This is a genomic window from Cognatiluteimonas lumbrici (assembly GCF_006476065.1).
GTDB lineage: Bacteria > Pseudomonadota > Gammaproteobacteria > Xanthomonadales > Xanthomonadaceae > Cognatiluteimonas > Cognatiluteimonas lumbrici.
Map to the genome: position 1 here is coordinate 1,136,505 of NZ_ML636798.1, position 14,332 is coordinate 1,150,836.

The 14,332-nt window shown below is 71.0% G+C and carries 12 protein-coding genes; 2 read left to right on the plus strand and 10 right to left on the minus strand.

Features of this window, described 5'->3' with window-relative positions:
* Position 1: 1 nt before the first annotated feature.
* From E4F25_RS05510 to E4F25_RS05535, 6 genes are all read right to left on the minus strand, one after another.
* The gene (locus E4F25_RS05510; RefSeq protein WP_140909192.1) at positions 2–1,000 is read right to left on the minus strand and encodes an AAA family ATPase; all 999 of its coding nucleotides are present in this window, start codon (positions 998–1,000) and stop codon (positions 2–4) included.
* A gap of 119 nt (positions 1,001–1,119) precedes the next feature.
* Positions 1,120–3,072, minus strand: a complete 1,953-nt coding sequence (locus E4F25_RS05515) for a type IV pilus secretin PilQ (RefSeq protein WP_140909193.1) — start codon at positions 3,070–3,072, stop codon at positions 1,120–1,122.
* Between the two features lie 16 nt (positions 3,073–3,088).
* Positions 3,089–3,628, minus strand: coding sequence for a pilus assembly protein PilP (locus tag E4F25_RS05520; protein ID WP_140909194.1), 540 nt, complete (start codon positions 3,626–3,628; stop codon positions 3,089–3,091).
* A 1-nt stretch (position 3,629) separates the two neighbouring features.
* Positions 3,630–4,280 carry a type IV pilus inner membrane component PilO gene (locus E4F25_RS05525; protein ID WP_407062808.1) on the minus strand — a complete coding sequence of 217 codons (651 nt, stop codon included), beginning with the start codon at positions 4,278–4,280 and terminating at the stop codon, positions 3,630–3,632.
* Positions 4,277–4,909, minus strand: a complete 633-nt coding sequence (locus tag E4F25_RS05530) for a PilN domain-containing protein (protein ID WP_181168214.1) — start codon at positions 4,907–4,909, stop codon at positions 4,277–4,279. Before E4F25_RS05530 ends, E4F25_RS05525 begins: the two co-directional genes overlap by 4 nt.
* On the minus strand, positions 4,909–5,964 hold the full coding sequence (locus E4F25_RS05535) for a pilus assembly protein PilM (protein WP_140909196.1): 1,056 nt from the start codon (positions 5,962–5,964) through the stop codon (positions 4,909–4,911). Before E4F25_RS05535 ends, E4F25_RS05530 begins: the two co-directional genes overlap by 1 nt.
* Before the next feature lie 232 nt (positions 5,965–6,196).
* On the opposite strand from E4F25_RS05535, the gene E4F25_RS05540 reads away from it, so the two are divergent.
* Together E4F25_RS05540 and E4F25_RS05545 are read left to right on the plus strand one after the other, a co-directional pair.
* Entirely contained in the window at positions 6,197–8,692 is a 2,496-nt protein-coding gene (locus E4F25_RS05540) for a penicillin-binding protein 1A (RefSeq protein WP_140909197.1), read from the plus strand.
* A 47-nt stretch (positions 8,693–8,739) separates the two neighbouring features.
* On the plus strand, positions 8,740–9,402 hold the full coding sequence (locus tag E4F25_RS05545; RefSeq protein ID WP_140909198.1) for a hypothetical protein: 663 nt from the start codon (positions 8,740–8,742) through the stop codon (positions 9,400–9,402).
* Here E4F25_RS05545 and E4F25_RS05550 read toward each other — a convergent pair.
* The 4 genes from E4F25_RS05550 to recG form a co-directional block, all read right to left on the minus strand.
* Positions 9,387–10,676 carry a citrate synthase gene (locus E4F25_RS05550; protein WP_140909199.1) on the minus strand — a complete coding sequence of 430 codons (1,290 nt, stop codon included), beginning with the start codon at positions 10,674–10,676 and terminating at the stop codon, positions 9,387–9,389. The genes E4F25_RS05545 and E4F25_RS05550 overlap by 16 nt on opposite strands.
* A 170-nt stretch (positions 10,677–10,846) precedes the next feature.
* Positions 10,847–11,089, minus strand: a complete 243-nt coding sequence (locus E4F25_RS05555; RefSeq protein WP_140909200.1) for a type B 50S ribosomal protein L31 — start codon at positions 11,087–11,089, stop codon at positions 10,847–10,849.
* A gap of 36 nt (positions 11,090–11,125) precedes the next feature.
* On the minus strand, positions 11,126–12,079 hold the full coding sequence (locus E4F25_RS05560; protein ID WP_140909201.1) for a nucleoside hydrolase: 954 nt from the start codon (positions 12,077–12,079) through the stop codon (positions 11,126–11,128).
* A 51-nt stretch (positions 12,080–12,130) separates the two neighbouring features.
* On the minus strand, positions 12,131–14,227 hold the full coding sequence (gene recG / locus E4F25_RS05565) for an ATP-dependent DNA helicase RecG (RefSeq protein ID WP_140909202.1): 2,097 nt from the start codon (positions 14,225–14,227) through the stop codon (positions 12,131–12,133).
* Positions 14,228–14,332: the final 105 nt, after the last annotated feature.

Consider the following 14,332-nt stretch of genomic DNA (forward strand, 5'->3'; position numbering starts at 1 on the left):
CTCACGGCAGCGGCACCCGCTCGAGCAGTTCCGCGACCAGCCGGCCGCCGTCCCAGCCTTCGGCGATGGCCTCGTAACTCGGCAGCACGCGGTGGCGCAACACGTCCGGTGCGACTGCACGCACGTCGTCGGGGGTGACGAAATCGCGGCCCGAGAGCCACGCGCGCGCCCGCGCGCAGCGCTCGAGCGCGATCGAGCCGCGCGGGCTGGCGCCCCAGGCGATCCGGCGCGCGAGCCCTTCGTCGTAGCGGGCCGCGTCGCGCGACGCCAGCACCAGTTCGACCAGGTAGCGCTCGAGCTGCGGCGCCAGGTGCAGGTCCAGCACTGCCGCGCGCGCCGCGAACACATCGGCCAGCGGCATGCGCGCGACCGGCGCCGTCGTGGCCGTGGCCTGCGCGCGGGCGCGGTCGCGGGCGATGCGCAGGATCTCGGTCTCGGTGTCCGCCGCCGGGTAGCCGATGCGCACGTGCATCAGGAAACGGTCGAGCTGCGCCTCGGGCAGCGGGAAAGTGCCTTCCTGCTCGATCGGGTTCTGGGTCGCCATCACCAGGAACAGCTCGGGCAGCGGATAGGTGTGGCGGCCGACCGTGACCTGGCGCTCGCCCATCGCCTCCAGCAGCGCGGACTGGACCTTGGCCGGCGCGCGGTTGATCTCGTCGGCCAGCAGCAACGGGTGGAAGATCGGCCCCGGCTGGAACTCGAAGCGGCCGTCGCCGGGCCGCCACACTTCGGTGCCGGTCAGGTCCGCGGGGAGCAGGTCGGGGGTGAACTGCACGCGCGCGAAGTCGGCGTCCAGGCGCGCCGCGAGCGCGCGGATCGCGCTGGTCTTGGCCAGCCCCGGCGCGCCCTCGACCAGCAGGTGCCCGTCGGCCAGCAGCGCCACCAGCAGGCGCTCGACCAGCGCCTGCTGGCCGACGATCTCGGCCGCGAGCGAGTCGCGCAGCGCGCGGAAGGCGTCGTGCAGGGCGGGAACGTCGGGCTCGTGGCTGTCCATCGGCATCCATGGGTCTGCGGCGCGTGGCGCGCCCGATTAGTGTGACCGCACCGTCGGCGCGGGGTTCACGGGCCCACGAAAAAGGGGCCGCGAGGGCCCCTTGATCGCATGCCGGTCGTGTCGGCTCAGTGCAGGCGGTGCTGCGCCACGCGGATCACCTTCGGGGTGACCATGATCAGCAGTTCGGCCTTGCTGCGGTCGCGGCCGCGGCGCTTGAACAGGTTGCCCAGCACCGGGATGTCGGCCAGGAACGGGATCTTGGCCAGGTCCTGCTGGTCCTTGAACTCGTAGACGCCGCCGATCACCACGGTCTGCCCGTCCTCCATCAGCACGGCGGTATCCACCGAGCGCTTGGCGATGCGCGGCACCTGGCCGACGCCGGTGTCCACGAAGCCGGCGACCTCGTCCTTCTTCACGGACATGTCGAGGAACACGCGGCCATCGTTGGTGATCGTCGGGGTGACCTTCAGCTCCAGCACGGCCTCCTTGAACTGCACCTGCGGGACCTGGGTGCCGCCGGCGGTACCGGCGCCGGTGAGGGTCAGGTAGCCGATCTCCTCGCCCTGCTGGATCGTCGCCTCCTTCTGGTTGCTGGTGACGATGCGCGGGTTGGAGATGACCTCGCCGCGGCCTTCCTGCTGCAGCGCCGACAGCTCGATGTCGAGCATGTGGCCGGCGTTGAGGATGGACAGCGCCAGCGCGCCGCTGCCGCCGAGGGTGCTCGGCAGGTTGGTCATCAGGCTGCGGCTGATGTCGAAGGCGCGCTCGCCTTCCATCACCGCGTCGGCGCGCGACTGCGCGTTGCTGCCCGAGGAATCGAGATCGCCGCCGTAGCCGAGCGAGCTGCGGTCGCCCGGCTTGCCGGTGGCGCCGCTGATGCCGAAGCGCGCGCCCAGCTCGCGGGCGAACGACTCGTTGGCGACCACGATGCGGGCCTCGATCACCACCTGGTCCACCGGCTTGTCGAGCTCGTTGACCAGCTGGCGGATGTCGGCGACGCGCTTGGGAATGTCGATCACCAGCAGCGTGTTGGTGCGCTGGTCGTAGCTGATGCTGCCGCGCGGCGACAGGAACCCGCGGCCCTGGGCGGCGTTCGCGCCGCCGGCGCCGCTGCCGCCCTTGCTGTTCTCGGTCAGCAGGTTGGCGATGTCCTCGGCGTTGCCGTAGCTGATCGGGATGTACTCGGTGACCATCTCGGCGCTGTTCTCGATCGCAAGGCGCGCGTTCTGGATGTCCTGCTCGTACTTGGCGATCTCGGACTGCGGGGCCACCCAGATGACGTTGCCGCTACGGCGCTTGTCCAGGCCCTTGGCGCGCAGCACGATGTCGAGCGCCTGGTCCCAGGGCACGTTGATCAGGCGCAGGGTGACGTTGCCGGCCACGGTGTCGGAGGCCACCAGGTTGAGCTTGGCCTCCTCGGCGATGATCTGCAGCACGGCGCGCACCGGCACGTCCTGGAAGTTGAAGGTCACCGGGCGGCCGCTGTAGCTGCGCTCGCCGACGGTCGTGGCGGAGCCGACCACCTGCCCGGTGGCGGTGACCGCCGTGGCCGCGGCGGCGGCTGCGCGCGGCATCACCTCGACGATGTAGTCGTTGCCGGTCTGGTAGGCCATGGACTCGAACGCGCCGCGGGTGTCGAGCACCACGCGGGTGCCGTTGCCGATGCGGTTGGCGTCGATGCGCTGCACCGGGGTGGCGAAATCGGTCACGTCCAGCGGCTTCTGCAGCGACGGCGGCAGGCTGGCATTGCCGATGTCGATGACCACGCCGGAGGACTCGTTGCGCAGGTCCGGGGTGGCGCCGTCGTTGCTGAAGCTCAGCACCAGTTGCCCGGCACCGCCTTCGCCGCGACGGAAGTCGATCTTCGACACGCTCACCGCTCCCGGCAGCTGGCGCGCCGGATCGGCGGCGGCGGGAAGCTGCGAGGCCGCCATCAGTGGCAGCGCTGCGCCGGCCGCGGGCATCGGCGCGGCCTGCGCGGCGGAGGCAGCCAGCAGGCCAGCGGCCAGGCCGGCAAGGGCCGCCCTGCCGGGCAGGAAGCGGGCATGCCGCGCACGTTGGGCTTGGGTCACGGTCATCGTCCTGTCCTCGGAATCATTGATCGTCCAGCGCAATCGACGCCGGGCGCTCCAGCCAGCCACCTGCACCGTCGGGGACCAGTTCCACCAGGTCGATGCGGGCATCGCTGACGTCGGTCACCCTGCCTTCGGCCTGGCCCATGTACATCCCCGGTCGCACCCGGTAGGTCACCTTGTCCGGGGCGATCACCAGCGCCACCTGGCTCGCGCCGGTGCCGATGCTGCCGACCATGTCGAAGCTGTCCAGCGGGAACTGCTCGAGCAGTTCCTTGCGCCGGTTCGGGTCGGGCCGCGGGCCGCTGGTGCCGCCTTCGTCGGCGAAGGCGTTGCTGAAGGGGTCGCGCAGGCCCTGCGCGGCGTATTCGAAGGTCTCGAACTGCTGCATCACCGGCAGCGGGTCGAGCGCGGGCGCCGGGCGCTTCTTCACCTCGGCCACCCACTTCTGGAGATTCGAATGATCGCCCGGGCCGCTGGTCACGCTGCGGCCGCAGGCGGTGGCCAGCAGGGCCAGGGCCAGGGCGGCGGCGACGCGGGGAACGACGGTGCGGAACTGCATCTCAGCGCCCTCCCTTCGCGGCGGCTTCCTGCGCGCTCGCTTCCTCGTCGTCGAGGTAGCGGTAGGTCTTGACCGTGCCCGACAGCTCCAGCGGCGCGTCGCGGCGGATCCCGGTGGCGTTGCCGCGCGGCTTCAGCGAGATGTCGTGCATGGTCAGGATGACCACGCGCGGCAACGAGGCGACGCCGCTGACGAAGGCGCCGAACTGGTGGTAGCTGCCCACCATGCGCAGGGTGATCGGCTTCTCGGCGTAGAACTCCTTCGGAGTTTCCGGGCCCGGCCGGAACAGCTCGGTGGTCAGGCCGGTGGCCAGCGCCGTCTGCGAGATGTCGATGATCAGGTCGGGCATCTCGGTCTTGCTGGGCAGCTGGCGCAGCATCTGCTGCAGCTGCTGTTCCATCTGCGCCAGCTGCAGCTTCAGCGGCTCCAGGTTGGAGGCGCGGCCCTGCTTGGTCTCGAACTCTGCGCGCAGCTCGGTTTCCTGGCGCTCCAGGCCCTCGAGCTCCTCGGTCTTGTCTCGCACGAACAGCCACCAGGCCAGCCCGACGATCAGCACCACGAGCAGGGCGCAGAAGCCCAACTTGTATTCGCGCGGCCAGGACCCGGTGTTGTGGAAGTCGAGGTCGCGGATGGACATCTTCGGCCGGTTCACGAGGCGGTCCCTCCCTGGGCGGGCGCGGCGTCGGGCGCCGCGGCAGGCGCGTCGGGCACGCCGTCGCCGTCGGTGTCCTTGGGCGCGTTGGGGTTGGCCAGCATCACCGACAGCGTGAACGCGTACGGCAGCCCCGGGTCACCGGCCTTGGCCTCGATGATCGACAGCTCGGGGCGGGTCATCCAGCCGGAGCTCTCGAGGTTGCGCATGTAGCTGGACACGCGTCCGTAGGACTGGCCGCGCCCCTCGAGCGTGAGCTTGTCCCCTTCCTGCTTGGCCGCGGTGAGGATCACGCCGTCCGGGATGGTGCGCACCAGCGAGTCGAACAGGTGCACCATCTGCGAGCGGTTGGCCTGCAGCTGCTCGATCACTTCCTTGCGCGCCAGCAGCTTGGCCTTCTTCTGGTCGAGCTGCTCGATTTCCTTGATCTGGGTGTCGACCTGCTTGATCTGCTCGCGCAGGAACGCGTTGCGTTCGTTCTGGCCGTCGATCTGGGCGCTGTAGTAGCTGACGACCAGGAACGCCAGCACCACCCCGAGCACCGCCGAGGCGACGAGCATGCCGGCGAATTCCTTCTGGCGTTGCTTGCGCCGCTCGGCGCGCCAGGGCAGCAGGTTGATCCGTGCCATCAGTCGAAGTTCCTCAGCGCCAGGCCGGCGGCGATCATCAGCGAGGGCGCGTCCTGGGCCAGCGTGGGCGCCTGGACGCGCGGCCCGAGCGTCATCTGCGCCAGCGGATTGGCGATCGCGACCGGCACGCCGAGCTGCTCCTCGACGAGCTGCGCCACGCCCGCGGTGGACGCGGTGCCGCCGGCGAGCACGATGCGGTCGACGCGGTTGAACTCGCTGCCGGCGTAGAAGAACTGGAGCAACCGGCTGACCTGCTGCACCAGGGCTTCGCGGAACGGCTGCAGCACCTCGGCCTGGTAGTCGTCCGGCAGGGTGCCGTCGCGCTTGGCGGCGCGCGCCTCGTCGGCCGGCAGGCCGTAGCGGCGCACGATCTCGTCGTCGAGCTGCTTGCCGCCGAAGACCTGTTCGCGGTGGTACAGGCTGCGGCCGTTGCGCAGGACGTAGAGCGTGGTGGTGGTGGCGCCGATGTCCACCAGCGCGACCAGCCCGTCGCCGACGCTGTCGGCGCCGTCGAGCAGCCCGAAGGCGTTCTCGATCGCGAAGGTCTCGACGTCGATGATCCGGGCGACCATGCCGCCCAGTTCCAGCGCCGAGGCCCGGCGCTCCACTTCCTCGGCCCGCGAGGCGACCAGCAGCACCTGCAGCGCGTCGTCGTTGCCGGGCATCGGCCCGAGCACCTCGAAGTCGAGGTTCACTTCCTCGATCGGGTACGGGATGTAGTTGACCGCCTCGAGCTCGACCTGCGATTCGAGGTCGTCCTCGCCGAGGTCGGCGGGCATCGCGATCAGCTTGGAGATCACCGCGGACCCCGGCACCGCGGCGACCGCGTGCCTGGCGCGGCTGCCGCTGCGCGCGAGCGCCCGCTGGATCGCTTCACCCACGACTTCCGGTTCGGCGATGTTGCGGTCGACCACCGCATTCGGCGGCAACGGCTCGATCGCGTAATGCTCGACCCGGTACCGATCACCCTGCCGCGAGAGTTGCAACAGCTTGACCGCAGTCGTGCTGATGTCGACCCCCACCTTGGGCGGCTGGCTTTTTGTGATCAGCCCCACAAAAATTTCCCCTTATTCACGGGCGCTTACGCGCACAACGTGTCCCGGGGCATTAAATAACGGCTTTTGAACGCCATGGCAACAGTCGCGTCTTCACATCCCCTTCCGCGTTGCCGAACCGGGATGGGCGTCCCAGGTGCCATGGACCAGGGTCACTGGCGGGCGCCCCCTATACTGGCCGCATGCTCTCCCGGGTCCCGCCCGGGCCGTACAAACCGAGGAATTCCACCGGATGCCCCCCTTCCGTCGCCTGTTGCGCTGGGCCCTCCTGGCCTTCGCCGCCCTGTCCGTCCTTGGCCTGCTGGCCGCCGGTACCGTCTATTTCGTCGTGGCCTCCAAGCTCCCGGACGTCGAGGCCTTGCGCACGGTCGAGCTGCAGGAGCCGATGTACGTCCACGCGCGCGACGGCAAGCTGATCGCGCTGTTCGGTGAGACGCGTCGCTATCCGGTGGACATCAAGGAGGTCCCGGAAGCGATCAAGCAGGCCTTCATCGCGATCGAGGACAACCGCTTCTACGAGCACCACGGCGTGGACTACAAGGGCGTGGCGCGCGCGATATGGCTGCTGGCCACCACCGACGACGAGCGCGTCCCGGGCGGCTCCACCATCACCCAGCAGGTCGCGCGCCAGTTCTTCCTCAGCTCCGAGTACAGCTACACCCGCAAGCTCGCGGAGATGATGCTGGCGCTGAAGATGGAGCGCGAGCTGGACAAGGACGAGATCTTCCAGCTCTACCTCAACAAGACCTTCTTCGGGCACCGCTCCTACGGCATCGCCGCGGCGGCCGAGTTCTACTACGGCAAGGCCCTGGACGAGCTCGACCTGGACGAGATCGCCACCCTCGCCTCCATCCCCAAGTTCCCCTCCAGCGGCAACCCGGTCACCAACCCGGACCGGGCCCGCATCCGCCGCGACTACGTGCTGCAGCGCATGCGCGAACTGGGCTTCATCACCCGCGCGCAGGAGACCGCCTCGCAGGCGGTGCCGATGCACGCGGAGCCGCACGAGGTGCCGACCGAGGTCGAGGCCCCGTACGTGGCCGAGATGGTCCGGCGGGAGATGATCGACCGCTTCGGCGAGGACGCGCTGACCCGCGGCTACCGGGTGACCACGACCATCGACGCGCGCCTGCAGGATGCCGCGCAGAAGGCCGTGCGCGACGGCCTGCTCGACTACGACCACCGCCACGGCTGGCGCAAGCCGGAGCGCCTCGACCTGGCCCCCGGCGAGGACGCGGCCACCGCCGCCAAACGCCTGGCCGGCATCCCGGTGCAGGGACGGCTGGTGCCCGCGATCGTGCTCGGCACCGGCAAGGGCACCGCCGAGGTGGTGATCGCCGATGGTTCCACCCTGGTGCTGGATGCCGAAAGCAGCCGCTGGACGGGCCGCAGCCCGTCGGCCCTGCTGGCGCGCGGCGATCTCGTGCGCGTGCGCCGCGTGGAGCCGGCCCCGGCGAAGGACGGCGAGGCGCCCAGGCAGGAGGCGCCGCGCTTCCAGCTCGCCCAGGTCCCGCTGGCGCAGTCGGCGCTGGTCTCGCTGGACCCGGACGACGGCGCGCTGCGCGCCCTGGTCGGCGGCTTCAGCTTCGCCGCCAACAAGTTCAACCGCGCCACCCAGGCCCGCCGCCAGCCGGGCTCCAGCTTCAAGCCGTTCCTGTACGCCGCGGCCATGGAGCGCGGCTTCAACCCGGCCTCGATCGTGCTCGACGCCCCGGTCGTGTTCCGCGACCGCGCCGGCAACATCTGGCGCCCGCAGAACGACACCGGCGACTTCCGCGGCCCGATGCGCCTGCGCCAGGCGCTGGTGCAGTCGCGCAACCTGGTCTCGGTGCGCCTGCTCGACGCGATCGGGATCGACTATGCACGCCGCTACATCAGCCATTTCGGCATCGACGAGGACCTGCTGCCGCCGAACCTGTCCATGTCGCTGGGCACCGCCTCGCTGCCGCCGCTGACGGTGGCGCGCGGCTACGCGGTGTTCCCCAACGGCGGCTTCCGCATCACCCCGTATTTCATCGACGAGGTCCGCGACCGCGACGGCGAACTGGTGTTCAAGGAACGCCCGCCCACCGCCTGCCCGTCCTGCGCGGTCGGCAACAGCGCCGCGACCACGGTCCAGGCCGCGAACGTGGTCGCGGGCTTCAACTTCGGCCCACAGGATGCGGCCCCGCCCGGCCAGTCGCCGCGCACGGGCGCCGAGACCGTGCCCGCGCCGGAGCGCCCGCCCGCGGACACCGTGCTCGCCCCGCGCGCGATCGACGCCCGCGTCGCCTACCAGATGATCTCGATGATGCGCGACGTGGTGCAGCACGGCACCGGCATCCGCGCCAAGGTGCTCGGCCGCGAGGACGTGGCCGGCAAGACCGGTTCCACCAACGAGCACCGCGACGCGTGGTTCTCGGGCTTCGCCGACGACATCGTCACCACCGTCTGGGTCGGGCGCGACGACTTCAAGTCGCTCGGACGCGGCGAGTACGGCGGGCGCGCGGCGCTGCCGATCTGGATCGACTACATGCGGGTGGCGCTGGAAGGCCGCCCGCTGGCCGCGAACGAGCCGCCCGACGGCATGGTCCAGGTATCGGTCGGGGCCGGTGGGCAGTTGCTGCCGGAGGGCGGCGGCATCGTCGAGTGGGTGAAGGCCGAGGACCTCGAGCGCATGGCCGCCGACCCGATGACCGGCTACGGCGACGCCGCGCGCTCCCAGGAAGAGGCTTTCGACATCTTCTGACGCCGGCTGGGGTAGAGTCGGCGACGGTCCCGGATGGAGAGTGCGTCATGGCCAACGCCCGCGCCCGCCGCCACGCGCAGCAACACGCGCAGACCCGCACCCGGGAACGCCGCCATCGCCTGGCCCACGAAGCCGCGCGGCTGATGGCCGAGGGCGGCATCCGCGACTACCACCAGGCCAAGCTCAAGGCCGCCAGCCGGCTGGGCATCCACGACGACGCTTCGCTGCCGCGCAACCGCGAGATCGAGGACGCCCTGCGCGAGTACCAGCGCCTGTTCGCGGGCGACGCCCACGCCGAGGGCCTGCGCGAACGGCGCGAAGCCGCGCTGCGCGCGCTCGAGTTCTTCCACGCGTTCTCGCCGAGGCTGGTGGGGCCGGTGATGGAGGGCACCGCCGATGCACACGCCGCGGTCGCCCTGCACCTGCACGCCGACGACGCCGATGCCGTGCCGCGTTTCCTCGAGGAGCACGGCATCCCGGCCGAGTCGCGCGCGCGGCGCGTGCGCCTGGATCCGCAACGGGTGCTGGACGCGCCGGTGTGGTTGTTCTCGGCCGAAGGCCTGGCCTTCGACCTGACCGTGCTGCCGCTGCAGGTGCTGCGGCAGGCACCGCTGTCGGGCGTGGACGAGCGGCCGATGCCGCGCGCCTCGGCCTCGCGCCTGCGCGAACTGCTCGCGCAGGACGAGATGGACGGCTACTTCGCGGGGTAGTCGCGGGTCGCGTGACCGGTATAGATCTGGCGCGGGCGCCCGATCCGGAACTCCGGATCCTCCTGCTGCTCCAGCCAGTGCGAGACCCAGCCGGCGGTGCGGGCGATGGCGAACATCACCGTGAACATCTCGGTCGGGATGCCCAGCGCCTTGTAGATGATGCCCGAGTAGAAGTCGACGTTCGGGTACAGCTTGCGCTGCACGAAGTAGTCGTCCTTTAGTGCCGCCTCCTCGAGCCGCATCGCGACCTCGAGCATCGGGTCGTCGATCCCGAGCTCGTCGAGCACCTTGTGCGTCATCTCGCGGATGATCGTGGCGCGCGGATCGAAGTTCTTGTAGACGCGGTGGCCGAAGCCCATCAGGCGGAAGCCCGATTCCTTGTCCTTGGCGCGGTCGACCGCCGACTGCACGTGCTTCGCGTCGCCGATCTCGGCCAGCATCTTCAGCACCGCCTCGTTGGCGCCGCCATGCGCGGGGCCCCACAGCGCGGCCACGCCGGCGGCGACGCAGGCGTACGGATTGGCGCCGGTCGAGCCGACCAGGCGCACGGTCGAGGTCGAGGCGTTCTGCTCGTGGTCGGCGTGCAGGATGAACAACAGGTCCAGCGCGCGCGCGGCCACCGGCTTCAGCTCCAGCGGGCCGGCCGGGACCTCGAACATCATGTGCAGGAAGCGCTCGACGTACTCGAGGTTGTTGCGCGGGTAGCGCAGCGGCCAGCCGATCGAATGGCGATAGCAGGCGGCGGCGATGGTGGGCACCTTGGCGATCAGGCGGATCGCGGCCATGCGGCGCTGTTCCGGATCGTCCAGGTCGAGGGTGTTGTGGTAGAAGCTCGCCATCGAGCCGAGCATGCCGACCAGCATCGCCATCGGGTGCGCGTCGTGGCGGAAGCCGCCGATGAAGCTCTTGAACGCCTCGTGCATCATCGTGTGGTGCGTGACGTCGCTCTCGAAGCGCGCGAACTCGTCCTGCGTCGGCAGCTCGCCGTTCATCAGCAGGTAGGCCACCTCGAGGAAGTTCGACCTGGCGGCGAGTTGCTCGATCGGGTAGCCGCGGTACAGCAGCACGCCCTCCTCGCCGTCGATGTAGGTGATCGCCGACTTGCACGAGGCGGTGGCGCCGAACCCGGGGTCGTAGGTGAAGCAGCCGGTCGCCTTCGGCAGCTTCGCGATCTCGATGCAGGGGTTGCCGAGGGTGCCGCGCTGCACCGGCAGCTCGACGGCATTGCCTGCGACGGTCAGGGTGACCTGGTCCGGGGACTCGTTCTGGGACACGGCGCTCGCTCCTCGATGCGTGCACGCCGAGCTTCGTCGTCGGCGCGGTGGGGGGTCATCGGTTGGTTTTTCAGCTGCCCATTATCGCATACGCGCCGTACGCGGGCGGATGGCCAGGAACGCGAACGGCCGCCCTGGGGCGGCCGTCGCTGGTCGGCATCGCGCGACGCCTACTTGGTGTAGCGGCGCTTGAACTTGTCGATGCGGCCGCTGGTGTCCATCACCTTGTTCTGGCCGGTGTAGAACGGATGCGTGGCCGAGGAGATCTCGACCTTGACCAGCGGGTACTCGTTGCCGTCCTCCCACTTGATCGTCTCCTTGGTGGAGATCGTCGAGCGGGTGAGGAACTTGAAGTCCGAAGTCACGTCCTGGAACACGACTTCGCGGTATTCGGGGTGGATGTCGGCCTTCACGTCGGCACCGGTTCTGCTGGGGACAAGAGTGGCATTTTAGCCCGCCGCGCCGGTTTCCCGCAAGCCCAGCCCGCGCCGCACCAGGGCCTCGAGGCGGGCCTGTTCATAGGCCATCAGGATCACCGCGTTGTCGGGGCGGCCGCTGGCCCGGGACCAGTCCACCACGGTGGCGCCGCGGGCCGGCCCGTGGCCGGTCTCCACCGCCAGCGGGCGCTCCGCCAACTCCAGCGCGCCGGCCGGCTGCAGCGCCAGCGCCATCGCCAGCGAATCGGCGCTGTGCCAGTCGCCGGGGTCGCGCTCCAGCGACCACGCCCGGTTGTCGCGGGAAATGGCGTCGTAGAACCGTTGCCGCGGGTCGTCGCCTTGCAGCCACTCGCCGATCGCGGCGTGCGGCAGCCCATGCCGCAGCACCGCCTCCCAGTCGGCCAGCTCGATCCGCGGGAAACCCTCGAACACGATCGCCGCCGCCTCCGGGTCGTAGCCGATGTTGAACTCGGCGGCCGGGGTCATGTTGCCGTGGCAGGTCACCGCGCCGCCCATCACCACGCAGCGCGCCACCCGCTCCGGCAGCGTCGGGTCGAGCCGCACGGCCAAGGCCAGGTTGGTCAGCGGGCCGAGCGCCACCAGCAGCAGCCGGCCGGCATGCTCGTGCGAGGCGCGCAGGATCGCCAGCGCCGCGTGCTCGTCGGATGCCGCGCGCGCGGCCGGGACGTAGCCGGTGTCGCCGAAACCGTCGTTGCCGTGCACGAAGGCCGCGTCCTCGGCCGGATGCAGCAGCGGCCCCTCGCAGCCGGGGAAGACCGGGATGTCCTCCCGGCCCGCGACCTCGCACAGCTTGAGCGCGTTGGCGACGGTGTGGCGCAGCCCGACGTTGCCGGCGACCACGGTCAAGCCGACGATGTCGTGGCGCGGATCGGCGAAGGCCATCAGCAGCGCGAGCGCGTCGTCGACGCCGGGGTCGGTGTCGATCAGCAGGGGGATGCGTTCCATCGCCGGATTCTAGCGGTGGGTGGGGCGGCGCGAGCGACTTCACCCGCGCGACTACGCGCCGGCATAGCGCGCGGCGCCCCCGATCCAGCGTTCGACCACCCGGTCTGCGACCTCCGGGGAGCCCGCGAGCAGGGCGTCGGCCAGGGCGTGCACCTGCGGCAGCAGGTCGGCGTCGCGGGCGAGGTCGGCGAGGCGGAAGCCTGGCAGGCCGGTCTGGCGCGTGCCGAGCAGTTCGCCCGGCCCGCGCAGGGCAAGGTCCTTCTCCGCGATCTCGAAGCCATCGCTGGTGGTGCGCATGGTCTCCAGCCGCTCCCGCGCCAGCGCCGACAGTGGCGGCTGGTACAGCAGCACGCAGGACGAGGCCGTGCTGCCGCGCCCGACCCTGCCGCGCAGCTGGTGCAGCTGGGCCAGGCCGAGGCGTTCGGCGTTCTCCACGATCATCAGCGAGGCGTTGGGCACGTCCACGCCGACTTCGATCACGGTGGTGGCCACCAGCAGGTCGAGCGCGCCGTCCTTGAACGCGCGCATCGTCGCCTGCTTCTCGCGTGGCTTCATGCGCCCGTGCACCAGCCCGACGCGCAAACCCGGCAGCGCCGCCGACAGGCTTTCGAAGGTGGACTGCGCCGCCTGCGCCACGACCTCGTCGGAGTCGTCGATCAGGGTGCACACCCAGTAGGCCTGGCGGCCTTCGGCGCAGGCGGCGCGGATGCGCTCGACCAGTTCCGGCCGGCGGCCGGCGCCGAGCACCACGGTCTGCACCGGGGTGCGTCCCGGCGGCAGTTCGTCGATCGAGGACACGTCGAGGTCGGCGTAGGCCGACATCGCCAGCGTGCGCGGGATCGGGGTCGCGGTCATCACCAGCTGGTGCGGCACGCCTTCGCCGGCCGCACCCTTGTCGCGCAGCGCCAGCCGCTGGTGCACGCCGAAGCGATGCTGCTCGTCCACGATCGCCAGCGCCAGCGCGCTGAACTCCACCCCTTCCTGCATCAGCGCATGGGTGCCGACGACCACCTGCGCCGCGCCGGACGCGACCTCCTCGAGCGCGCGCAGGCGCGCCTTGCCGGTCACCTTGCCGGCCAGCCAGGCGACGCGCACGCCCAGCGGTTCCAGCCACTGTCGCAGGTTGGCGAGGTGCTGCTCGGCGAGCAGCTCGGTCGGCGCCATCAGCGCGGCCTGCCGCCCCGCTTCCACCGCAAGCATCGCGGCCATCGCGGCGACCACGGTCTTGCCGCTGCCGACGTCGCCCTGCACCAGCCGCAGCATCGGCCGCGGTTGCGCGAGGTCGGCGCGCACCTGCCCGAACACGCGCGCCTGCGCGGCGGTGAGCGCGAACGGCAGCGAGTCCCGCAGGCGCCGCGCGAGCGCGCCCGGGCCGGCCAGCGCCGGCGCGGCCCGGGCCTGCAGCGCGATCCGCTGCCGCCGCAGGCTGAGCTGGTGCGCCAGCAGTTCCTCCAGCGCCAGTCGTCGCTGCGCCGGATGGGTGCCGGCCAGCAGCGCGGCCACGTCGGCGTCGCGCGGCGGCCGGTGCACCGTGAGCAGCGCCTCGCGCAGCGTCGGCAAGCGTAGCGGGCGCAGCACGGACGCGGGCAGCAATTCGAGCTCGTCGGCGAGCGGCAGGCGGTCCAGCGCGGCGCCGATCAGGCGCCGGAGCGCGACGGGCCCGATGCCCTCGATCGCCGGATACACGGGGTCCAGGCTGTCGCCCAGCGCCTCGTCGTCGTCCGCCAGCACCCGATAGCTCGGATGCACCATCTCCAGCCCGCGCTGCCCCGGGCGCGCGCTGCCGTAGCAGCGCACGCGCGCACCGGGCGCGAACTGCGCCGCCTGCGCGGCACGGAAGTGGAAGAAGCGCAGCACCAGCGTGCCGCGGGACTCGTCGGACAGGGCCACGCGCAGGGACGGCCGGTAGCGGAAGCCGCGCTCGACCGCCTCGACCCGGCCCTCGACCTGGGCCGTGGTCCCGGGGCGCAGCTCGCGGATGGGGGTGATGCGGGTGCGATCCTCGTATTGCCGCGGCAACTGCAGCCACAGGTCCTGCAACGTCAGCAGCCCGCGCGCCGCGAGCTTCTCCGCCACCCGCGGGCCGACGCCGGGCAGGCCGGTGAGCGGCGCACGGGACAGGTCGGCGAACGCGACGGACTCCTGCATCGCCCAAGGATGCCGGGAACGCGCGCAAAGCTGAACCCCGACGACGTGCCGCCGTATAGAATCGAAAGCCGCCCGCAACACCGGACCACGCCTTGCCAAGCGCCA

What these genes read in the sequence shown, in the direction of transcription:
- E4F25_RS05560 (WP_140909201.1), bottom strand. Translation starts at nt 12,079, where the DNA reads ATGGAACGCATCCCCCTGCTGATCGACACCGACCCCGGCGTCGACGAC.
- E4F25_RS05520 (WP_140909194.1), bottom strand. Translation starts at nt 3,628, where the DNA reads ATGCAGTTCCGCACCGTCGTTCCCCGCGTCGCCGCCGCCCTGGCCCTG.
- E4F25_RS05510 (WP_140909192.1), bottom strand. Translation starts at nt 1,000, where the DNA reads ATGCCGATGGACAGCCACGAGCCCGACGTTCCCGCCCTGCACGACGCC.
- E4F25_RS05540 (WP_140909197.1), top strand. Translation starts at nt 6,197, where the DNA reads ATGCCCCCCTTCCGTCGCCTGTTGCGCTGGGCCCTCCTGGCCTTCGCC.
- recG (WP_140909202.1), bottom strand. Translation starts at nt 14,227, where the DNA reads ATGCAGGAGTCCGTCGCGTTCGCCGACCTGTCCCGTGCGCCGCTCACC.
- E4F25_RS05515 (WP_140909193.1), bottom strand. Translation starts at nt 3,072, where the DNA reads ATGACCGTGACCCAAGCCCAACGTGCGCGGCATGCCCGCTTCCTGCCC.
- E4F25_RS05530 (WP_181168214.1), bottom strand. Translation starts at nt 4,909, where the DNA reads ATGGCACGGATCAACCTGCTGCCCTGGCGCGCCGAGCGGCGCAAGCAA.
- E4F25_RS05545 (WP_140909198.1), top strand. Translation starts at nt 8,740, where the DNA reads ATGGCCAACGCCCGCGCCCGCCGCCACGCGCAGCAACACGCGCAGACC.